This window comes from Streptomyces sp. NPDC104831, from assembly GCF_055583025.1.
In genome coordinates this window covers 18,762-39,569 of the sequence record NZ_JBVJOT010000052.1, presented here as the reverse complement: position 1 = coordinate 39,569, position 20,808 = coordinate 18,762, and the positions used below count along the sequence as shown (strand labels likewise).

Sequence of the window (20,808 nt, the reverse complement as noted above, 5' to 3'; positions counted from 1 at the left end):
GATCCAGGCATCTCGGTGCGAATGACCGTCCGGATAAAGGAACGTAACGGGACCCGTTCTTTTTTGATCACGAACTCTCGTATAGTGACCGCGAGTTCACGACCTGTGCCATGTCTCCCAGCCGCACGAGGACCAGACCGGACCGATGACCGCGCCCACGCACCCCGGCGACCGACCCTCCCTCCGTACGTTCGTCTCCGCTCTCGCCGTGACCGGTGTGCTGTCGGCGCTCGCGGTCTGCGCGGCCGTGGCGGTGGCCCCGGGCTCGGTGCGCACCCCGCTCGCCGGGGGCGGGGCCGTGGCGGCGGTCGTCCTCAGCCTGGCGGTGGCCACGGCCGCGCACGCGCGGCGCTCCGCGCGGGACGCCCGGCAGCGCCTGGAGGGCGTCACCCAGGACATCGGACGGCTGCTCCAGCAGCAGGCCCGCACGACCGAGGAGGCCCGCCAGGAGCAGCAGCGCCTCATCGGCGAACTCACCCGGCAGCGCGCCGAGCTGACGGAGTCCTTCGGCGCCGAGCGGGACCGCCTGGTCGCGGAGGGCGCCCGGGAGCTGGACCGCGTCCGGCAGGAGAACGCCCGGCTGGCGGGCGAGCTGGAGCAGGCCCGGCGGGAGCGGTCGGCCGCGATCTCCGCGACCTCCAACGCCGCCGGCCGGATGCAGGCCCTGGCCACGGCCACGCTGGCCGACCTGCGCGCGATGGAGGAGCGGCACACCGACGAGGACGTGCTGACCGATCTGCTACACCTCGACCACCGCACCGCCCAGGCCGGCCGGCTCGCGGACTCCATCGCCGTGCTCACCGGGGCGCGTTCGGGGCGCCGGTGGGCGCGGCCGATCGGGATGGAGTCGATCCTGCGCGGCGCGATGGGCCGGATCGCCGGGTACCGGCGGGTGCGGGTGCACTCCACGAGCGAGGTCGCCGTAGCCGGGCACGCCGCCGAGGGCGTGATGCACGCGCTCGCCGAGCTCCTCGACAACGCCGCGAACTTCTCCCCGCCCACGGCCGAGGTCCACGTGTACGTGGAGGAGGTGCCGGCCGGGGTCATCGTCTCGGTGGAGGACAGCGGACTGGTGATGGGCGACGTGCAGCTGCGCCGCGCGGAGCGCGCGGTCGCCGGGGACGTCTCCGAGCTGGGCGGTCTGACCGGTACCCGGCTCGGGCTCGCCGTGGTCGGGCGACTCGCCCGCAAGCACGGGCTCAAGGTGTCGTTCCGGCCCTCCGCGCGCGGCGGCACGGGCGTGCTGCTGCTCATCCCGCAGTCCATCCTGACCGGTCCCGCACCGGCCGGACCGGCCGCCGCGGCCCCGCCCGCGCACGACGCGACGCCCGCGCGCGGCGCAGCGTCCGCGCCGGCGCCGGCCGCCGTGGAGGCCGCACCGGTCCACGAGTCCGCCGCTCCGCCGGATCCGGGCCCGGCCGGGCTGCCCAAGCGGCGCCGGGGCCGTACGCTCGCCGAGGCCGAGCGTGCCCGGTCCGCGTCCGGCACCGAGCCGCGTACCGCGCCGACCGCCGACGAGGGCAGGGCCCGCGCCGCACGCTTCAGCAGCTTCCGCCAGGCCGTGCGCCCGTCGTCCACGGGCTCGCGGCCCGGAGCCACGGCCGGCACACCGGAGAGCGGGGACCCGGCCGGTTCCTTCGGGCCGGCCGGTACCGCCGACGCGGCGGACACGCCCGGCCCGGCCGGCACGCCGGTGCCGGACGACCGCGACTCCGTGCCCACGCCGGCCGACGCGCCGGCCGGCCGTTCCCCGTACGGCGCCGGCGAGCACGGCTCCCCCGAGTCATCCCACCCGCACACGCACGCGCACCCGGAAGGCGACACCACTTCATGACCGGCCCGACCACCGCCGACGACAAGCTCACCTGGCTCCTGGAGGGCCTGCTGGAGAGGACCCCGGGCGCCCGGCACGCGCTCGTGCTGTCCCGGGACGGGCTGAAGCTGTGCCGGACGCCGGAGCTGAGCGTCGACCAGGCCGACCAGCTGGCCGCGATCGCCGCCGGCATCCAGTCGCTGTCGCACGGCGCGTCCGTGGAGTTCGGCGACGGCAGCGGCGGGGTGCGCTCGGCGATGACCGAGTTCTACGGCGGTGTGCTGTTCATCGTCGAGGCGGGCGCCGGCGCCCATCTGGCCGTGGTCACCACCGAGGACGCGGACGCCGGTGTCGTCGGGCACAACATGAGCGAGCTGGTGGAGCAGCTCGGCGCGTACCTGACCGCTCTGCCCCGTACGTCATGAGCGGACCCGGCAGGAACCGTCCGGGCCGCGACGACGCTCCCGACCGGCTGTACACCATCACCCAGGGCCGCAGCCGGTCCGACCCCGACAACCCCTTCGACCTGGTCACCCTCGTGGTCGCCGAGTCGGAGCCGACGGCCGGCATGCAGTCGGAGCACGTGGCGATCCTGAGGCTGGCCCAGTCCCCCACCTCGGTGGTGGAGATCGCCGCCGAACTGCGGCTGCCCGTGGGCATCACCAAGGTCCTGCTGGCCGATCTGCTGGCGGCGGGCCGGGTCAGCGCCCGGCATCCGCGCCGCCCGGCCATCACCGATCCCGACATACTGGAGCAGGTGCTCGTTGGACTTCGCAACCTCTGACATGGGGGTCCCCCCGTTCGAGCGGAGCCGAGAGCGGGGGAGCACCCCGTTGGCTGCCTCCGCCGACCAAGGCTTCAAGATCGTGGTCGTGGGCGGCTTCGGCGTCGGCAAGACCACGCTGGTCCGTTCGGTCAGCGAGATCCGTCCCCTCAACACCGAGGAGACGATGACCCAGGCCGGCGCGGCGATCGACGACATCGCCCAGGTCCGCGGCAAGTCCGCGACCACCGTGGCCTTCGACTTCGGCCGGATCACCCTGGACGCGCGCAATGTGCTGTACCTGTTCGGCGCGCCGGGCCAGGAGCGGTTCTGGTTCCTGTGGGACCGGTTGTTCACCGGCACGCTCGGCGCGGTCGTCCTGGTCGACACCCGGCGGATCGACGACTCCTGGTACGCCATCGACCGGCTGGAGCACCACGGCACGCCGTTCATCGTCGCCTGCAACGACTTCGGCGGCCCGGTGCGTGCCGGGGCGGACGTCCGCGAGGCCCTCGACCTCGATCCGCAGGTGCCGCTGGTCGACTGCGACGCCCGCTCCCGGGAGTCGGGCAAACAGGTGCTGATCACGCTCGTGCAGCACGTGAAGAACCGGTACGCCGACCCGTCCGCGCGGGCGGGCCTGCCCCGACAGGAGTTCGTGTGACCACCTCCGACGCCGTCCCGCTCAGCGGTCCCCGGTTCCAGACCGAACCCGCCCGCCTGTACCGGGAGATGCGGCGCGACCACGGCGCCGTGGTGCCGGTGCTGCTCGACGGTGACATCCCTGCCTGGCTGGTGCTGGGCTACCGGGAGCTGCACCAGGTCACCGGCGATCCCGTGCTGTTCAGCCGGGACTCGGACCTGTGGAACCAGTGGGAGAACATTCCCGCGGACTGGCCGCTGCTGCCGATGATCGGACGCAAGCAGCCGTCGATCCTCTACACCGTCGGCGAACGGCACCGGCAGCGCGCGGCGATGGTGAGCAACGCGCTGGAGGCGGTCGACGCGTTCGAACTGCGCGGGCACGCCGAGCGGTTCGCGGACGAGCTGATCGACGCGCTGTGCTCCGCGGGCGAGGCCGATCTGATCGCGCAGTACGCGATGCTGCTGCCGGTGCGGGTCCTGGCCCGGCTGTACGGCTTCCCGGACGAGGACGGCCCCGGGCTCGTCACCGCCCTGAACGACATGATCGACGGCCGGGAGCGGGCGCTGGCCGGGCAGGCGCACCTGGCCGGTTCCATGGCCCGGCTGGTCGCGGACCGGAGGAAGGAGCCCGCGCACGACGTGGTCTCCCGGATGCTCGCCGACGACAGCGGGTTCAGCGACGAGGAGATCGTGCAGGACCTGATGGTCATGCTGGCGGCCGGGCACCAGCCCACCGCCGACTGGATCGGCAACTCGCTGCGGCTGATGCTGACCGACGACCGGTTCGCCGCCTCCCTGTTCGGCGGGCGCAACAGCGTCGCCGAGGCGATGAACGAGGTGCTCTGGGAGGACACGCCCACGCAGAACGTGGCGGGCCGCTGGGCCGCCCGCGACACCCGCCTCGGCGGCCGGGCCGTCCGGGCCGGCGACCTGCTGCTGCTGGGTCTGCAGGGCGCCAACTCCGATCCGCAGGTGCGCACCGACGCCTCGGTGCTGACCGGCGGCAACAACGCGCACTTCTCCTTCGGCCACGGCGAGCACCGCTGCCCGTTCCCCGCGCAGGAGGTCGCCGAGGTGATCGCGCGGACCGGCATCGAGGTGGTGCTGGACCGGCTGCCGGACATCGACCTGGCGGTGCCCGCCGACTCCCTCGCCCGCCGGCCCTCGCCCTGGCTGAGAGGACTGACCAGACTTCCCGTCCGGTTCAGCCCCGCACCAGCCCGCTGATCCCGCGTCGCCCCGGCCGGAGCGTCGTGCGGCCGGGGGTCCGGGTTCCTCCCCGGACCGGCGCCGTACCCGCGCACTTCCGACCCCTGACCTGGGAGGCACGTCACGATGACGACCGGTACCGCAGCATCCCGCATCGCCCTGGACCCCTTCGTCACCGACCTGGACGCCGAGAGCGCGGCGCTGCGCGCGGCCGGTCCGCTCGCCGCGGTCGAGCTGCCGGGCGGGGTCCAGGTGTGGGCCGTCACCCACCACGCCGAGGCCAGGGCACTGCTGACCGATCCGCGCCTGGTGAAGGACATCGACGTGTGGGGGGCCTGGCAGCGCGGCGAGATACCCGCCGACTGGCCGCTGATCGGCCTGGCCAACCCGGGCCGCTCCATGCTCACGGCGGACGGCGCCGACCACCGCCGGCTGCGCACGCTGGTCGCGCAGGCGCTCACCCCGCGCCGGGTGGAGCGGATGCGGGAGCGGATCGAGAAGCTCACCCAGGGCCTGCTGGACGCGCTGCCCGCGGACGGCGGGACCGTCGACCTGAAGTCGGCCTTCGCCTATCCGCTGCCCATGTACGTCATCGCCGACCTGATGGGCATCGACGAGGCGCGGCTGCCCCGGCTGAAGGTGCTGTTCGAGAAGTTCTTCTCCACGCAGACCCCGCCGCAGGAGGTCGTGGCGACCCTCACCGAGCTGGCGGGGATCATGGCCGAGACGGTGGCGGCGAAGCGGGCCGAGCCCGGCGACGACCTGACCAGCGCGCTGATCCTCGCGGCGGAGGACGGCGACCGGCTCACGGACGAGGAGATCGTCTCCACGCTCCAGCTGATGGTGGCGGCGGGCCACGAGACGACGATCTCACTGATCGTCAACGCCGTCGTCAACCTCTCCACCCACCCCGAGCAGCGCGCCCTGGTGCTGTCCGGGCAGGCCGACTGGTCCGCGGTGATCGAGGAGACGCTGCGCTATTCCACGCCCACCTCGCACGTCCTGATCCGGTTCGCCACCGAGGACGTGCCGGTCGGCGACAAGGTGATCCCGGCCGGGGACGCGCTGATCGTGTCGTACGGCGCGATCGGCCGCGACGAGCACGCGCACGGCCCGACCGCGGGCCGGTTCGACATCACCCGCGAGACGCGCAACCGGCACATCTCCTTCGGTCACGGCCCGCACGTGTGCCCCGGCGCCGCACTGTCCCGGCTGGAGGCGGGGGTCGCCCTGCCGGCGCTGTACGCCCGTTTCCCCGGACTCGACCTGGCGGTGCCGGCGGGCGAGTTGCGCAACAAGCCGGTGGTCACCCAGAACGACCTCTTCGAACTGCCTGTACGACTCAACCCCTAGCACCCCGGCGCAGCGCCCTCGGCGCGCGGCAGCGGTGCCGTGCGTCGAGGGCGTCAACTTCACGCCCGTCGATTCATCCTGGGAAAGGGTGAGCGGCACGGGAGCGGGCGGGGGTTTTCGGCCGCGGCTGAGCTGGCGACTGGTGCCGGGCGTACGTGGGGGGCCGGAGTGACCCGGTTCCGTCGGCCACCGGCGATCGGGGGAAAGGGGCGTCGGCGTCAGGGGGTTGAAACCCGCCGGACCAGGTTGGCGAGAGCCGTGCGGCCGTCTCTTCCCGAGGTCACCCGGATGCGCTGCCCTGACTGGCGTACGGGCGTCGCCACCGGCGCATTCGGGGCCGGTCGGGGGCGCACTTGGGCAACGCCGACGCAAGGGGAAGACCCATGACCACACCTCCCACCGCTCCGCTCCGGGTCGCGCTCGTCAACGGCGGCTTCGAACAGCCTCCGGTCGCCGACATGGCGATCCTGCCGGACGCCTCGCAGACGCAGGCGCCCAACCGGGTCCCGGGCTGGCGCACCACCGCGTCCGACCACATGATCGAGCTGTGGCGGTCGGGCTTCAACGGCGTTCCCTCGGCCGAGGGTTCCCAGTTCGCCGAGCTGAACGCCAACGAGGTCTCCACGCTCTACCAGGACCTGCCGACCACGCCCGGGTCCACGCTGTACTGGCGGCTCTACCACCGCGGCCGGCTGGGGCAGGACACCATGGCCCTGGACATCGGCGCGCCGGGCTCGCCGGTGGAACAGCGGCGCTTCACCGACGGCACCACCGCCTGGGGTTTCTACACCGGCACCTACACCGTCCCGGCGGGACAGACGACGACGCGCTTCTCCTTCCGGTCCGTCTCCGCGGCCGGCGGCAACCGCAGCGTCGGCAACTTCCTCGACGGCATCTTCTTCGGCACCGCTCCCTTCGTGGAGCTGACCAAGTCCGCCATCCCCGTCGGGCCGCTGGAGGTGGGCGACGTGATCACCTACCGCGTCACCGCGAAGAACGAGGGCGGGGGCGCGGCGGAGAACCTCGTGCTGACCGACGACATCCCGGAGGGCACGACGTACGTTCCCGGGTCCCTGCGCATCGTCGACGGCCCCAACGCGGGGGCGAAGACCGACGCGGAGGGCGACGACGAGGCGTACTTCGACGAGGACACCGACACGGTCGTCTTCCACCTGGGCAACGGCGCGTCCGCCGGGCAGGGCGGCAGCCTGCCCAGCACCGAGACCGTACCGGCGGGCACCACGGTGGAGTACCGGGTGGTCATCGACCGGTCCGCCGGCGGCACGCGGCTGAGCAACACCGCCACCGCCACCTACGAGAACCGGCTCGGCGGCACCCCGCAGCCGCTGACCGCCACGTCGAACGAGCAGGTCACCGAGGTCCTTCCGGCCGCCGACCTGGCCGTCACGAAATCGGCCGACGCGACGACGGTGACCGTCGGCCAGACGGTGACGTACCGCATCACCGTCCGCAACACCGGCCCGAACGAGGCCACCGGCGTCGTCGTCACCGACGAGCTGCCGTACGGCCTCACCTTCCTGTCCGCCGACAGCGCCTCCGGCACGTACGACCCGGTCACCGGCGAATGGGCGGTCGGGCACGTGCCCGACGGCGGCACGGCGGCCCTCGTCCTGCGGGCCAAGGCCACGGTGGCCGGTCCGCTCACCAACGCCGCCTCGGTGACGGGCAACGAGACGGAACCGGACACCTCCGACAACACCGACTCCGTCACCATCTGCGTAGAGCCGGCCCCGTCCTGCTGCGACCCGTGCGCGGCGCGCGCCTAGCGGCCGGCGCCGTCCGCACCACCCCGCGAGGCCCCGGGACCGTGCCCGCGCGGAACCGGGGCCTCGCGGACACCCCGCTCCGCCGGCCGTGGCGCCGGTGCAGTGCGGCTCGCTCCACGGCGGGGTGCGCGGGCCGGTCACCGCGTGCCGCGCAACGGTGTGGAACGGGAGGCGCCCGCTCAACGGGCCGGCGGGAGGCGTCCGTTCAGGAGGACGCCCGTGGCCGACGGTCCCGGATGCCCTCCAGGTGACGCGCCGCCGCACGGATGGCCTCGGTGTACGGGGCGTCCGCGGCGCGCGTGCGCGGGTCGAGGTCCTCGAAGGGCACCAGGGCGTCGTGCGCGCTGTCGATGGTCTGCATCCAGGCGGACCACGCGTCGTGGACGTCCTCGTCGCGGACCTGCTCCCCCTTGGCTCTCAGCAGCACGGCGTAGAGCCGGAACAGGTCGTCGCAGTCCTCGGGAGGTGTGGCGTCCGGGGGCAGGCAGGACCGGATCAGTTCGGCGAGCGGATCAAGGTAGGTCACAGGGACAGTGTGCCTGCCAGCAGGGCCAGATGCGCCAGTGCGAACACCAGCGGGACGATGCGCTCGGAGGTGCCCAGCTCCGCGTACCGCTTCAGCCGCCCGGGGGCCGGATCGCCCTTCAGGACGTCCCACTCGTCGGTGAAGATCCTGACCGGCAGGCGCCCTTCGAGATTGTTGATGACCGTGAACTTGGCCGAGTTGAGGTGCCGGTAGCTGCGGAGCTGCATCCACCAGGCCGAGGACAGGGTGACGCCGCCCAGGGCCATGACCAGGGACACCCACCACGGTGACTCCGCCAGCTCGGGCATCCCGAACCCGACCAGGCTGACCAGCGCGGTCTGCACGGAGAGGAAGAAGGCGTTGGCCGTCCCCCGGCGCGCGGACACCCGGTCGGCCATCTCCACCGCGAGCTTGTACAGCTCGAGCACGTCCCGCTCTTCGCTCCGTTCTTCACCCCGCGCGGCGGGCACCGCCGCCGGTCCCTCCTCGCGGACCCCTGGCGGACGAGGATCCAGACCGGCGAGACCGCCGAGTCCGCTCTCTCCGGCACGATCGGCTTCCATCAGGCTCCCGCGAACTGGCGACGGTCCACTGCGCGCATCGTAGGCCCGGGACGGGGACGCCGTCAGCCGTTCTTCGCACACCCGCGGTCAAGCCCCTTCGAGGTCGCGCGAGCACGTCCCCCGAGGGGGTGAGGCGCCCCCGCCACCCGCATGCCGGAGTCCGCCTTGACTTCGAGTGCGCTTCAGCTCGTAGCGTCGCCGGAGAGACGACAACCCGGTGTGCGAAAGGAACCTCATGGACAAGCGCGGTCTGGGAGATCTTCGGGTTTCGGCCCTCGGGCTCGGGTGTATGGGAATGTCCGCCTTCTACGGTTCGGCCGACCGGGCGGAGGGCATCGCGACCATCCGGCGGGCCCTGGAGCTCGGCATCGACTTCCTCGACACCGCGCAGATGTACGGACCGCTCACCAACGAGTCGCTCGTCGGCGAGGCGGTCAGGGGGCACCGGGACGAGTACGTGATCGCCACGAAATTCAATTACCGGATGGACGGCGCCGTGCCCGGCGACCTGAGCACGGTCGGGCCGCAGGACGGCTCGGCCGAGCATGTCCGCAGCTCCGTGGACGGCTCGCTGCAGCGCCTCGGCACCGACCACATCGACCTGTACTACCAGCACCGCGTCGACCCGAACGTGCCCATCGAGGAGACGGTCGGCGCGCTCGGCGAGCTGGTCGCCGCCGGGAAGGTGCGCTACATCGGGCTGAGCGAGGCGAGCGCGGAGACCATCCGGCGCGCCCACGCCGTGCACCCGGTCACCGCCGTGCAGAGCGAGTACTCGCTCTGGTCGCGGGACGTGGAGGCCGAGGTGCTGCCGGCGTGCCGGGAACTGGGCATCGGCTTCGTGCCGTACTCGCCGCTCGGCCGGGGCTTCCTCGCGGGCCGCTTCTCCTCGCCGGACGAGCTGGACCGGGACGACTACCGCCGTTCGAACCCGCGCTTCGCGGACGCCAACCTGGCCGCGAACCTCCGGCTCGCGGAGAAGGTCAAGGAGATCGCCGCCGAGAAGGACGTGACCCCGGCCCAGCTGGCCATCGCCTGGGTGCTGGCCCGGGGCGAGGACCTGGTGCCGATCCCGGGCACCAAGCGCCGTGGCTACCTGGAGCAGAACGCCGCCGCGGTCGGCATCGAGCTGACCGAGGAGGACCTGGCCCGCATCGACGCCGAGCTGCCCGAGGCGGCGGGCGAGCGGTACGACGAGGCGGGGATGCGCGCCATCAACCTGTAGGCGATCGGCCCGCGAGCAGACGGCGGCGGGCGGGGCGGAGCCGGGTCGCCCGGACGGGGCGCGTCGGACGTACGCGCCGTCGCCCGCCGTCTCCCCCACCGGGTGCCCTGGTCAGCGCCCACGCGGTGGAACGGGGCCTGTGAGGAACTCCACCCCGGTGCCGACGGGCCTGCTCGGAGGGGGTTTCGCCGGCTCCGCGGGCCCGGGCCGTGGGATCGTGGTGACGACTCGGCCGTCCCGTCTGCCACCATGGTCGGCGCCCTGACCAGGCGGCCCGGCCGTGCGACGCAGCCGGCCCGACGGGCCCCGCCGGTCCCTCTTCCGCCCCATTGGTTGCCGAGTACCCCGCCGTGCCCTCTGCCTCTGCCGTGTCCACGCCCGCCCCCGACCCCGCCTCGCGTTCGCCGTGGCGGTCCCTGCGCCACCGGAGCATGCGCTGGTGGTCGGCGGCCAACTTCGTCTCCAACGCCGGTACGTGGATGCAGCTCACCGTGCAGAACCTGCTCGTGCTGCACATCACGGGCTCGGCCGCGGCGACCGGTCTGTCGATGTCCGTCCAGGCGGCGCCCGCGCTGCTGGTGAGCCTGCTCGGCGGCGCGGTGGTGGACCGCTGGCCCCGGAAGCCGACGGTCGCCGTCAGCCAGGCGCTGCTCGGCGCGGTCGCCTTCACCACCGCGCTGCTCGTGGCGCTGGACCGGATCGACATGACGGCGCTGCTGGTGCTGGCCGCCGTGACCGGCGTCGTGGCCACCGTCGACGGACCGGCCTGCGCGCTGCTCGGCAACGATCTCGTGCCCGTACGGGACGTGCCGTCGGCGATCGGGGTGGGCGCGCTGGTGCACAGTGCGGGCCGGCTGGCCGGCACCGCCCTGGCCGGGGTGGCCGTCGGCTTCCTCGGCACGGCCTCCGCGTACGCGGCCAACGGGCTGTCGTTCCTGTTCGTGGCCTCGGTGGTGCCGTTCCTGCGGCCGGTGCCCGGGGCCGCCGGGGAGGCGGGGACCGGGCCGCGGGCCGTACCGGCGGACGCCGCGATGAACGTGCGGGAGGGGCTGGCCTTCTTCGTGCGCAGGCCCCGGCTGGTCGCCCTCGCCGGCATCACCGGTCTCAGCTCCGTCTTCGGCCGCAACTACGGTCTGACCCTCGCCGTCCTGGTCACCGGGCCGCTCGCGGGCGGTGCCGGGGCGTTCGGCACGGTCTCCACCGTGCTGGCCGTCGGCGGCATCATCGGCGCGGTCCTCGGCGCCCGGCTGCGCAGGCCGTCCGTGCGCACCGTGGGCCTGCTCGCGGCGGCGGGCGCCCTGCTCCAGGTGGTGGCCGGTCTGTCGCCGTCGCTGGCGGTACTGCTGGTGCTGGTGCTGCCGATGGCGGTCGTGGAGTCCGTCTCCGACACCGCCGGTACGGCCGTGCTCCAGACCGACCCGCCGCCGCATCTGCGCGGCCGGGTGCTCGGGGTGTGGAGCAGCGTCGGCACGGTGTGGAGCCTCGGCGGCCCGCCGCTGCTGGGCCTGCTCATGGAGTGGGCCGGGGCGCGCGGCGCCCTGGTGGCGGGCGGGCTGCTGATCGCCGGGTCGGTCGGCGCGGGGCTGCTGGTGCGCCGCCGCGGCGGCCCGGTACCGGTGCCGGTGGCCGCCCGGGACGGCGACCTGACCGGCCGCGAGGCCCTGGGCACGGCCGCCTGACGGGCCCTGCCCGGGTCACTCCGCCGTACCGGGCAGCGGCCCGGCCACAAGGCCGCCGCCGGGCCGCCGCCAGGGAGCGGGCGGCCGCAACGGGCGCGTGCTCGGGATCAGGCCGCCGTACCGGGCAGGTGGTACACGTGGAAGGCCTGTCCGATCACCGGCTGGGCGACATTGCGCACGCGGACCCCGCCGGTGGTCATGCCGTGCTCGGTGCCGGCGTGGGCATGGCCGTGTACGGCGAGGTCGGCGCCCGCGGTGTCGATCGCCTCGGCGAGCAGATAGCTGCCGAGGAAGGGGTAGATCTCCAGCGGCTCCCCGGCCAGGGTGTCCGGCACCGGCGAGAAGTGGGTCAGCGCGACGCGCACGTCGCAGTCCTGCTCCTCCAGCTCCTTCAGGGCGCTGTGCAGGCCGTCGGCGCACCGGCGGGTGTAGCGGACGAACTCCTTCATCAGCGGTTCGCCGAACTCCCCGGCGCAGCGGCCGACGAAGCCGCCGCCGAAGCCCTTGGTCCCGGCGATCCCGATCCTGGCGCCGTCCGCGGTGACGACGGCGGCCTGTCCTTCGAGGACGTGGGCGCCGGCGTCCCGGAGGATCGCGGTGACCTCCTCGGGCCGTTCGTCGTGGTGGTCGTGGTTGCCGAGTACGGCGACGACGGGCACCCCGAGGTCCTTGATCTCGCGGGCGACGACGGCCGCCTCCTCCGGTGTGCCGTGCCGGGTGAGGTCGCCGGCGAGCAGCAGCACGTCGGCGCAGCCGGGCAGGGTCTCGAAGGAGGAGCGCAGCGTGCCCTGGCTCTCGGGGCCCATGTGTATGTCCCCGACGGCCGCGACGCGGATCATGTCAGGTCCTCTCCGTGGTCGGGCGAGGCCGTCCCGGCGATGAGCAGGTCGCTGTGGACCGGGTGCCCCGCCAGTTCCTCGCGGGCCATGCGCAGGATGTCGTCGCGGCACTGGGTGGACGGCACGGTGCCGGTGAGCAGGACGACGTCGCCGCGCAGTTCGAGTCGTACGCCGAGTTCGCCGAGCTGCCCGGAGGCGAGGTGTTCGGCGAGGTGGGCGACGCGGTAGTCGAGGTTCCCGGCCGCCGGCGGGGGCGGCGGGCTCGTGTCGGTCATGGCTGCCCCTCCTGGGCGTCGATCACGTTCAGCCGTTCGAGGAGGAAGAGGAAGGCGGCGGGCATGGGCTCGGCGCCGCAGGCCGTGCGGACCGCGTCCCAGTCGACCTTCTCGCGGACGGCGCGCGCCACCGGCAGGACCGAGCCGAAGTCGCAGTAGTGCTCGGAGAAGGCGCTGATCAGGCTCTGGATCAGGTCGGTCGGGCTGAGCACGGGCATGAGCACCGAGTCGACCGGCAGGACGTGGGCCCGGTCGAGCATCTCCCGGGTGACGGGCTGGTGGGCCAGGAAGAAGATGATGTCGACGTTCTGCCCGTGGCAGGTGGTCTTGATCAGCCAGTCCTCCGGCGGCATCCGCACTTCGAGTCCGGCCTCCCGCAGGGTGGCGGCCACCGCGTCGGCGTCGTCGGGCAGGATGGCGAAGTCGGCGTCGTGCTGGAGGTAGCGGCTGCCGCCGTGGGCGTAGACGGCCACGCTTCCGGCGAGCGCGAAGGGGTGTCCCGCGCGTTTGAGGAGGGCGCCGATCTGCTTGGCGGCCTCCAGGATCGCCTGGCTGCGGTCCTGCGGCAGTTCCGCCGACTCCGGGCCGGACGCGGCCGGCGGCTCGATCGTCTCGGGGCCGGCGGCGGGCGCGGTCTCCGCGGCCCCGGAAGCGGAGGCCGACCGCGGCGCGGGCGGTTCGGGGGCGGCCCCGGGTCGCGGCTCGGCCGGATCGATGGCGGAAGCGGGCCCCGGCTCGGCCGGATCCGAGGCGGAGGCGGGCCGTGGCCCGGCCGGCCCGGAAGCGTACGCGGAGCGCGACTCGATCGGATCGGAGGCGTACGCCGGCCGGGGCCCGACCGGATCGGAGGCGTACGCGGGTCGTGGCTCGGTGGGTGTGGGCGCGCGGCCCGGATCGTCGGGGGCGAGGCGGAGTTCGGTGAGCTCCGGTCGCCGCGGGTACGCGGTGTCCTCCCCGTCGTGCGTCATGACCTCTCCATTCGGCACCCTCGCACCCGGGCCGCCTGATCGGCCCGGGGGTCGTACGGGTACCCGGGGCGCCGCCCGCGACACGGTGCCCGGGAAGGGTTCACTCCTCCACGACGAGCGCCGGGGTGCCGGCGGTGAGGACCTCCCCGCGGAAGAAGGCCGGATCGCGGCGCCGCATCACCAGCATGATCACCGCGCCGAGGAGCAGCAGGCCGACCCCGATGACGAAGACGGAGCCGATGCCGAGGACGGCGGAGCCGCTGCCGTAGGCCGGGTCCCACATGTCGTAGAGCGTCTTGCCGAACACGGCGGTGAGCAGCAGTCCGCCGAGGACCGGGAAGACGCCCTTGAAGAAGGTGTCGCGCGGGGAGCGGGTGAGTTCGCGGCGGAAGAACCAGGCGCAGGCGAACGCGGTGAGCGCGTAGTAGAAGCAGATCATCAGGCCGAGGGCGTAGATGGTGTCGACCAGGACGTGCTCGCTGAGCAGCGACATCACCGCGTAGAAGACGCCGGTGGCGACGCCGGCGGTGACGGTGGCCCGGCCGGGGGTGCGGAACCGCTCGTGGACGCGGGCGTAGGAGGCGGGCAGGGCCTGGTAAGTCGACATGGCGAGCACCGTGCGGGCGACCGGGATGAAGGTGGTCTGGAGGCTGGCGGCGGCCGAGGCGAGGACGGCGGCGAAGAGCAGGATGCCGCAGAGGTGGCCCATGACGGGGCCGGCCAGGGCGGCGAAGACGTTGTCGGAGGTGTCCGGGTTGGCGAGGCCGAGGCCCTGGGTGCCGGAGCCGACGGCCATCTGGGCGGCGACACCGGTGACGAGGTAGGAGCCGACCAGGACGACCATGGCGATCAGGGCGGCCCGGCCCGGGGTCTTCTCGCTGCCGACGGTCTCCTCGTTGGCGGTCAGGCAGGTGTCCCAGCCCCAGTACATGAAGATCGACAGGGACAGTCCGGCGCTGAAGGAGGCGAAGGAGTCCACCGCGAAGGGGTTGAGCCAGGACCAGGAGAAGTCGGTGTGCCCGGGGAAGGCGCCGGTGCGGGCCTTGTGCAGGGCGAGGACGACGAAGAGGGCGAGCACCACGAGCTGGAGTCCCACCAGCGCGTACTGCACGCCCTTCGTCGTGGTCATGCCGCGGTAGCTGATCGCGGTGGCGGCGGCGATCAGGGCCAGACAGGTGGCGATGTGCACGGCCTTGTTCCCGTCGAGGCCGAAGACCGCGTCGCTGCCGGTGATCTCCCCGGCGAGCAGCCAGAAGTAGGTGGTGGCGACACCGGCGAGGTTGGACAGCACGATCACGGTGGCGATGACGAGGCCCCAGCCGCACATCCAGCCGACGTGCGGGCCGAACGCCTTGACCGTCCAGGTGAAGGAGGTGCCGCAGTCGGGCACGGCCTTGTTCAGCTCCCGGTAGGCGAAGGCGACCAGCAGCATCGGCAGGAACCCGGCGAGGAAGACGGCCGGCATCCGCAGGCCGACCTCGCCCGCCGTGGAGCCGAGCGTGGAGGTGAGGCAGTAGACCGGGGCCACGGTGGACAGGCCGATGACCGCGCTGCCCAGCAGGCCGATGGAATTGCCGCCGAGGCCCTTGCCCCGTACTCCGTCGCCAGGTGCCGTGTCAGGGGCGTCCGGCGTCATTGCCGTCTGTGTCATGACACAGGACGCTAAATGCTGCGATTTCGGTTGAGGGTGGTTCAGAACACCCGCAGAGGCCCTTTGTTTCGCAGGCCGAACCGGCAAACCAGCCGGTATTTGAACGGAGAATGACGCTATCCGATCCTCTTGATGAAGGCAACGTGATCACCGTCCGGTATTCGGGAATCGAAGAGCCACCCGGAATGTCCGATTCCAAATCTACCGGTGTGACGTGCGTCGCCTCCGCCTCGGGCGCACGCTGGAAGGCATGGCACCCCGGCCCGGACGCGCACGACCGTGGCAGCCGTGGCAGTCGGCCCGCGCGCTGCCGGCGCTCCCCGTCGCGCTCATCGTGGCGATCACCGTGGTGGACGTGCGGGCCCCCCACGACGTCCACCTCGGTCCGGCTCTGGTGATCGCCCCCGCGCTCACCCCCTCCTTCGCCGGTCCCCGCACCACCGCGGGCGTCGGCGTCCTCGCGATGGCCGCGCAGCTCCTCATCGGCGTCACCCACGGCGGGCTCGGCACCACGAACCACATCGTGCAGATCATCACCCTCGCCGTGCTGGTGGTGCTCACGGTCGTCTACAGCGCCCTGCGCGAGCGCCGGCAGGCCCAGCTGGCCCGCGTCCGCACGGTCGCCGAGGCCGCGCAGCACGTCCTGATGTGGCCGCTGCCCGAGCGGATCGGGGCGCTGCGGATCGCCTCGCTGTACCTGGCCGCCGAGGACGAGGCCCAGATCGGCGGCGACCTGTACGCGGCGACGTCCAGCGACGGCACCGTACGGGTCCTGATCGGGGACGTCCGGGGCAAGGGGCTGCCCGCCATCGGGGAGGCGGCGCTGCTGCTCGGCGCCTTCCGGGAGAGCGCGCACCGGCGCATCCCGCTGACGGACGTGGCCGCCACCCTGGACCAGAGCATCACCCGCTACGCCGCCGAGCTGGACCCCCCGGAGGAGGAGGGCGAGCGGTTCGCCACCGCGCTGCTCGTGGAGATCCCGGACCGCGAACCGGTGACCCGGGTGACCAGCTGCGGCCATCCCCCGCCGCTGCTGCTCGGCCCGGGCCACGTCGTCACGGCCCCGGACCTGCACCCCTCGCCGCCCCTCGGGGTGCAGTGCGGCGTCGGGCACACGCTGGACGTCTTCTCCTTCGCGCCGGGCGACACACTGCTGCTCTACACCGACGGGGTCGTGGAGGCCCGGGACGAACACGGCCGCTTCTACCCGCTCGCCGACCGGGTCGCGCGGTGGACCGGGGACGGCCCCGAGGCGCTGATGCACCACCTGCGGCGCGATCTGCTCGCCCACGCCGGCGGCCGGCTCGGCGACGACGCCGCGCTCATCGCCCTGCACCGCACCCCCACCGAGCGCCGCCGCCACCACGGGTGAGCGGCCGCCGCGGGGCCGCGGGCGGGGCGTTCACCCGTCCGTGCCCCGTCCGTGCGGCGATGTTCAGCCCGGAGGGTGGTCCGGGGCTCCACCGGTTGCGAGAATCTGCGGCGCCCGACGGCGGACTCCCCCGCCCGCCCGGACCCGAGTGAGGTTCCCGATGTCCGTACGAACCCTGCCCCCGCGACGCCTGTTCGCGCCGCTGCTCGCCGGCCTGGCCCTGCTGCCCGCGCTGCTGTCCCCGGGGGCCGCGCACGCGGCGCCGGGCGGACGCGCGCCGGCCCGCTTCGACCTCCAGGCCCATCGCGGCGGCCTCGGCATGACCACCGAGGAGTCCCTGGAGGGTTTCGGCAAGGCACTGCGGCTCGGGGTGTCCACGCTGGAGCTGGACACGCAGGTCACCCGGGACCTGAAGGTGGTCGTCAACCACGACCGGCAGATCAGCGGCGTCAAATGCCAGGACACCGGTCCGGCCACGCCCGGTGACCCGATGTACCCCTATGTCGGCAAGTACATCAAGGACTTGACGCTTCGGCAGATCAAGAGACTGGACTGCGGTTACCGGCAACTGCCCGGCTTCCCCGAGCAGGAGGTCGTCAAGGGCTTCCGGATGGTGGAGCTGAGGGACGTCCTGGACCTGGTCGAGCGTTATCACGCTCGGGGCGTGAAGCTGAACATCGAGACCAAGGTGGAGGCGGGGGCACCCGAACAGACCGCGCCGCGCGGGGTGTTCGTCCGCCGGGTGTACGAGGAGATCCACCGCTCGGGCGTCGAGCGGCAGGTCACCATCCAGTCGTTCGACTGGGGCGCGCTGAAGGCGATGCACCGGCTCGCGCCGGCCTGGCCGCTGGTGGCGCTCACGAACCACGACTTCCTCCAGGTCGGCCGGCCCGGCGCGTCCCCGTGGCTCGGCGGGATCGACGCCGACGACTACGGCGGGGACTTCGTCCGGGCGGCGGCGACCCTGCCCGGCGTCACGACGCTCTCCCCCAACTACGGCTTCCCGCAGAGCGGCAAGGTCGGCGACCCGGGGTTCCGGTTCTACTCCGACGCGGCGATGGTCGCCGAGGCGCACGCCCGGGGGCTGAAGGTGGTGCCGTGGACGTGTGACGACCCGGCGACCGTGGAGGCGCTGATGGACCTGGGCGTCGACGGCGTCATCACCGACTACCCGGACCGGGTACGGCGGATCATGGCCGACCGGGGCATGCGACTGCCCCGCTCGTACCGCCCGCACGGCCACGCCTGACCTGTCCCGGGGCACGGGCGCGGATCCCGCCCCGAATGGGGCGGGGCGGGACCCGCGTCCGGGTCAGCGGACCGGCTTGAGGCCGGTGATCTTCCGGGTCTTCAGGTCGGACTGGACGTCGATCCGGCTGACCTGAGGGCGCGGACCGTCGCTCCAGGTGAGCGTGACCCTGCTGGTGGCGTGGCCGGCGCCGGAACCCGTGGCGGCGACCTTCCACTTCACCGGCACGTTCTGCGCGAACAGGATGCCGTCGGCGTGCTCGCGCTGCTCGTAGGCGGCGACCGCCTTGCGGGCCCCGGCGGAGAGGTAGAAGCCGCGCAGGGCCTTGGCGCTCGTCGCGGCCGTGGGGTCGTCGGCGGCCCAGACGGCGTCGATGTAGGCGCCGTAGAAGTCGGCCACGTGCTGGGTGACGTCCCGCGGGTCGCCCTGGGCGGAGGAGGCCGCCGCGGTGGCGCGGGGGGCGTGGCCCGTGGTGCCGCCCGCGAGGGCGGGGGTGACGGCGGCCAGGGTGAGGCCGGCGGCCAGGGCCGTGGCGGTGAGGAGGGTCTTGCGGCTGCGGTCGGACATGTGTCTCATTCCCCCGGAATCTTCGTGACCGGGCCCATCCCGGCCGTCCATGGTCCTCAAGACCGCTTTCCGGGCCCTCCGGTTCCGTGTTCCGGGGGTGGTTTCCTCCGGTCGCGCCGGGGGCGGTCGCTTCCGGCCGTGCCAGGGGGCTGTCTGCCGGCCGCCGCGTGCGGCGACCGCCCGGCCCGCCGCAGGCCCGTCGTACGCGTCGTACGCGTCGTACGAGGAAGGGCGGGGCCGGGGTCCGGGAGGTGGGTCGGACCCCGGCCCCGGGTCTGTCACGGCTTGCGGGCCACCGCGCCGTACATGGCGATGTCCTCGTCCCGGATGCCCTGCTCTCCGCTGCCGTCGGGGTGCCACTTGTGCACCTGGACGATGCCGGGTCCGAGCAGCTCCAAGCCGTCGAAGAACTCGTGCGCCTCGGCCAGGGAGCGCAGCCGCATCGGCATGCCGCGGGCCGCGTACTCGCGGGCGACCCGGCCCACCTCCTCGGGGGCGAAGTCGGCGGTGCCGATGGACATCGCGAGGTGGCTGCCGGAGGGCAGCGGCTCCAGCAGCCGGCGCACCACGCCGACCGCGTCGTCCGCGTCCAGCATGAAGTGCACGATCGCGATGACGGTGAGGGCGACGGGCCGGCCGGGATCCAGCGTCTCGCGCAGCTCGGGCGCGCTCAGGATCGCCGCCGGGTCGCGGAAGTCGGCCTCCAGGTACACGGTGCGGCCCTCGGGGGCGCTGGTCAGCAGGCCCTGGGACAGGGTGAGCACGATCGGGTCGTTGTCGACGTAGACGACCCGCGACTCGGGGGCCACGGCCTGGGCGATCTCGTGCAGGTTGGGGGAGGTCGGGACGCCGGTGCCGATGTCCAGGAACTGCCGTATGCCCGCCTCCTCGGCGAGCCGGCGCACCACGCGGTTCATGAAGTCGCGGTTGGCGCGCATGTGCACCGGGAGCGCGGGCCACTCCCGCACCATCGCCTCGCCCGCCTCCTTGTCGGCGGGGTAGTAGTCCTTGCCGCCGAGGATGTAGTCGTAGATGCGGGCCGAGTGGGCGTTCTCGGTGTCGATCCGGTCGGCCGGCCATCCGTTCTCGGGCAACGCCGTGTCTCCCATTCGGCTCGGGGTCGGGCCCTCGCGTCGACGTGCGGGGGCGGGTGCGCGGGGTGGTGCGAGAGGGCGGATGCGGTCGGCGGCTCACCACTCCTTGCGCAGCGCGGCGAGCAGGGTCTCGGTCTTGCGGGCGGACGGCGCCTGGGCGCTCAGCCGGTCCAGGGCCTCCCGGTAGACCACCACCTCGTCGGGCTTGTCCAGGTACTCGGCCCTGGCCAGTCCGCTGAGGTAGGCGATGTCGGGCAGTTCGCGGGCCCGGAACCGGAAGAGGTGGAAGGCGCCGGCCCACAGCGCGGGATGCGGTCCGTTGGCGAACGGCATGACCTGCACGGTGACATGGGGCAGCCGGCCCACCTCGACGAGGTGGTCGATCTGCGCGCGCATCACCTCCGCGCCGCCGACCGGCCGGCGCAGCACGGTCTCGTCCATCACCACCCACAGCCGCGGCGGTTCCGCTCCGGTCAGCAGTTGCTGGCGGCGGGTGCGCAGCGCGACCCGGCGTTCGGTGACGTCGGCGGGCGCGTGCGGGTAGGACGCGGTGAGCAGGGCGCGGGCGTAGTCCTCGGTCTGGAGCAGGCCGTGCACGAACTGGTTCTCGTAGCCGCGCAGTTGCAGGGCCGCCTGTTCCAGGCTGAGGTAGGCGGGCAGCCAGTGGGGCACGACGTCGCGGTAGGTGTGCCACCAGCCGCGCTTGTTGGCCTCGCGCACGGACTCCAGGAAGGTGTCGATCTCCTCCTGGTCCACGACGCCGTAGACCCGGAGGAGTTTCTCGGCGTCCGCGAGCCGCAGCCGGGCCACCTTGGCGGCCTCCATGCGGCGGATCGTGGAGTGGCTGACCCCGATGGCCGCACCCGCCTCGGCATAGCCGAGCCCGGCCCGGGTGCGCAGTTCCTCCAGGCGCCTGCCGAGGATCATCCGCAGCACGGAGGGGGCGCCGCCCCACGTGGTCTCCACGGTCACGCCCACCCCCTCGTCCCCTCCCGGTCGTCCGCGCAGGCGGATCGGTCCGGCCCGTTCGATCACGTTCCGTCGGATGCAGCATGCACTTCGCCACTTGCAAATTTCAACTTGCCGGTTGCGAGCCGTGGTTGGCAGGTGCCAGAGTGGACCCGCCGCCCGCCCGTCCCCCGGGGCGGACGGCACGTCGGGCTCGGCGGGCGAACAGGCCGCCACCAGGGCCTTTGGACGGGTGGCGGAGGCATTCGCCACCCGTCCGGC

Annotated in this window: 20 protein-coding genes; 11 read left to right on the top strand and 9 right to left on the bottom strand. The window is 73.3% G+C overall.

The features are described from left to right. The first annotated feature begins 145 nt into the window (after positions 1 to 145). The 7 genes from ACZ63H_RS29805 (at position 146) to ACZ63H_RS29775 (ending at position 7,570) form a co-directional block, all read left to right on the top strand. The gene (locus ACZ63H_RS29805) at positions 146 to 1,834 is read left to right on the top strand and encodes an ATP-binding protein (RefSeq protein ID WP_469870324.1); all 1,689 of its coding nucleotides are present in this window, start codon (positions 146 to 148) and stop codon (positions 1,832 to 1,834) included. Next, on the top strand, positions 1,831 to 2,238 hold the full coding sequence (locus tag ACZ63H_RS29800) for a roadblock/LC7 domain-containing protein (RefSeq protein WP_469870322.1): 408 nt from the start codon (positions 1,831 to 1,833) through the stop codon (positions 2,236 to 2,238). Before ACZ63H_RS29805 ends, ACZ63H_RS29800 begins: the two co-directional genes overlap by 4 nt. Beyond that, positions 2,235 to 2,597, top strand: a complete 363-nt coding sequence (locus ACZ63H_RS29795) for a DUF742 domain-containing protein (RefSeq protein WP_358690457.1) — start codon at positions 2,235 to 2,237, stop codon at positions 2,595 to 2,597. The genes ACZ63H_RS29800 and ACZ63H_RS29795 overlap by 4 nt, the downstream gene beginning before the upstream one ends. Continuing rightward, the gene (locus ACZ63H_RS29790; RefSeq protein WP_469870320.1) at positions 2,578 to 3,240 is read left to right on the top strand and encodes a GTP-binding protein; all 663 of its coding nucleotides are present in this window, start codon (positions 2,578 to 2,580) and stop codon (positions 3,238 to 3,240) included. The genes ACZ63H_RS29795 and ACZ63H_RS29790 overlap by 20 nt, the downstream gene beginning before the upstream one ends. Then, positions 3,237 to 4,448 carry a cytochrome P450 gene (locus tag ACZ63H_RS29785; protein WP_469870318.1) on the top strand — a complete coding sequence of 404 codons (1,212 nt, stop codon included), beginning with the start codon at positions 3,237 to 3,239 and terminating at the stop codon, positions 4,446 to 4,448. The genes ACZ63H_RS29790 and ACZ63H_RS29785 overlap by 4 nt, the downstream gene beginning before the upstream one ends. A 108-nt stretch (positions 4,449 to 4,556) precedes the next feature. Next, complete coding sequence (locus tag ACZ63H_RS29780) at positions 4,557 to 5,783, top strand: cytochrome P450 family protein (RefSeq protein ID WP_469870316.1); 1,227 nt, start codon at positions 4,557 to 4,559, stop codon at positions 5,781 to 5,783. Between the two features lie 383 nt (positions 5,784 to 6,166). Then, complete coding sequence (locus ACZ63H_RS29775; RefSeq protein WP_469870315.1) at positions 6,167 to 7,570, top strand: DUF7507 domain-containing protein; 1,404 nt, start codon at positions 6,167 to 6,169, stop codon at positions 7,568 to 7,570. 205 nt (positions 7,571 to 7,775) lie between these two features. On the opposite strand, the gene ACZ63H_RS29770 is transcribed toward ACZ63H_RS29775, so the two are convergent. Both ACZ63H_RS29770 and ACZ63H_RS29765 read right to left on the bottom strand, forming a co-directional pair. Further along, positions 7,776 to 8,096 (bottom strand): DUF7701 domain-containing protein, encoded by a 321-nt coding sequence (locus ACZ63H_RS29770; protein ID WP_469870313.1) that lies wholly within the window; start codon positions 8,094 to 8,096, stop codon positions 7,776 to 7,778. Further along, on the bottom strand, positions 8,093 to 8,524 hold the full coding sequence (locus ACZ63H_RS29765; RefSeq protein ID WP_469870311.1) for a RipA family octameric membrane protein: 432 nt from the start codon (positions 8,522 to 8,524) through the stop codon (positions 8,093 to 8,095). The genes ACZ63H_RS29770 and ACZ63H_RS29765 overlap by 4 nt, the downstream gene beginning before the upstream one ends. A 370-nt stretch (positions 8,525 to 8,894) precedes the next feature. Here ACZ63H_RS29765 and ACZ63H_RS29760 point away from each other — a divergent pair, with 370 nt between their 5' ends. Both ACZ63H_RS29760 and ACZ63H_RS29755 read left to right on the top strand, forming a co-directional pair. Continuing rightward, the gene (locus tag ACZ63H_RS29760; RefSeq protein ID WP_469870309.1) at positions 8,895 to 9,884 is read left to right on the top strand and encodes an aldo/keto reductase; all 990 of its coding nucleotides are present in this window, start codon (positions 8,895 to 8,897) and stop codon (positions 9,882 to 9,884) included. Positions 9,885 to 10,315: 431 nt separating this feature from the next. Then, entirely contained in the window at positions 10,316 to 11,563 is a 1,248-nt protein-coding gene (locus ACZ63H_RS29755; protein WP_469870350.1) for an MFS transporter, read from the top strand. Between the two features lie 107 nt (positions 11,564 to 11,670). Here ACZ63H_RS29755 and ACZ63H_RS29750 read toward each other — a convergent pair whose 3' ends face one another. The 4 genes from ACZ63H_RS29750 to ACZ63H_RS29735 all read right to left on the bottom strand — a co-directional run bounded on the left by ACZ63H_RS29750 (position 11,671) and on the right by ACZ63H_RS29735 (position 15,296). Continuing rightward, the gene (locus ACZ63H_RS29750; protein ID WP_469870307.1) at positions 11,671 to 12,402 is read right to left on the bottom strand and encodes a metallophosphoesterase family protein; all 732 of its coding nucleotides are present in this window, start codon (positions 12,400 to 12,402) and stop codon (positions 11,671 to 11,673) included. Next, positions 12,399 to 12,677, bottom strand: a complete 279-nt coding sequence (locus tag ACZ63H_RS29745; protein ID WP_467937184.1) for a BON domain-containing protein — start codon at positions 12,675 to 12,677, stop codon at positions 12,399 to 12,401. The genes ACZ63H_RS29750 and ACZ63H_RS29745 overlap by 4 nt, the downstream gene beginning before the upstream one ends. Then, complete coding sequence (locus tag ACZ63H_RS29740; RefSeq protein WP_469870348.1) at positions 12,674 to 13,285, bottom strand: nucleotidyltransferase family protein; 612 nt, start codon at positions 13,283 to 13,285, stop codon at positions 12,674 to 12,676. The genes ACZ63H_RS29745 and ACZ63H_RS29740 overlap by 4 nt, the downstream gene beginning before the upstream one ends. Positions 13,286 to 13,745: 460 nt before the next feature. Further along, complete coding sequence (locus ACZ63H_RS29735) at positions 13,746 to 15,296, bottom strand: APC family permease (protein ID WP_469870305.1); 1,551 nt, start codon at positions 15,294 to 15,296, stop codon at positions 13,746 to 13,748. Positions 15,297 to 15,546: 250 nt separating this feature from the next. On the opposite strand from ACZ63H_RS29735, the gene ACZ63H_RS29730 reads away from it, so the two are divergent. After that, positions 15,547 to 16,668 (top strand): PP2C family protein-serine/threonine phosphatase, encoded by a 1,122-nt coding sequence (locus tag ACZ63H_RS29730; RefSeq protein ID WP_469870303.1) that lies wholly within the window; start codon positions 15,547 to 15,549, stop codon positions 16,666 to 16,668. A gap of 160 nt (positions 16,669 to 16,828) precedes the next feature. After that, the gene (locus tag ACZ63H_RS29725) at positions 16,829 to 17,917 is read left to right on the top strand and encodes a glycerophosphodiester phosphodiesterase family protein (RefSeq protein WP_469870301.1); all 1,089 of its coding nucleotides are present in this window, start codon (positions 16,829 to 16,831) and stop codon (positions 17,915 to 17,917) included. Positions 17,918 to 17,980: 63 nt separating this feature from the next. On the opposite strand, the gene ACZ63H_RS29720 is transcribed toward ACZ63H_RS29725, so the two are convergent. The 3 genes from ACZ63H_RS29720 to ACZ63H_RS29710 form a co-directional block, all read right to left on the bottom strand. Next, a complete protein-coding gene (locus tag ACZ63H_RS29720) occupies positions 17,981 to 18,484 on the bottom strand; it encodes a hypothetical protein (protein ID WP_469870299.1) in 504 nt (167 codons plus the stop codon). A 278-nt stretch (positions 18,485 to 18,762) separates the two neighbouring features. Then, positions 18,763 to 19,578, bottom strand: a complete 816-nt coding sequence (locus ACZ63H_RS29715; RefSeq protein WP_469870297.1) for an SAM-dependent methyltransferase — start codon at positions 19,576 to 19,578, stop codon at positions 18,763 to 18,765. A gap of 96 nt (positions 19,579 to 19,674) precedes the next feature. Continuing rightward, entirely contained in the window at positions 19,675 to 20,550 is an 876-nt protein-coding gene (locus ACZ63H_RS29710) for a helix-turn-helix domain-containing protein (protein ID WP_469870295.1), read from the bottom strand. Positions 20,551 to 20,808: the final 258 nt, after the last annotated feature.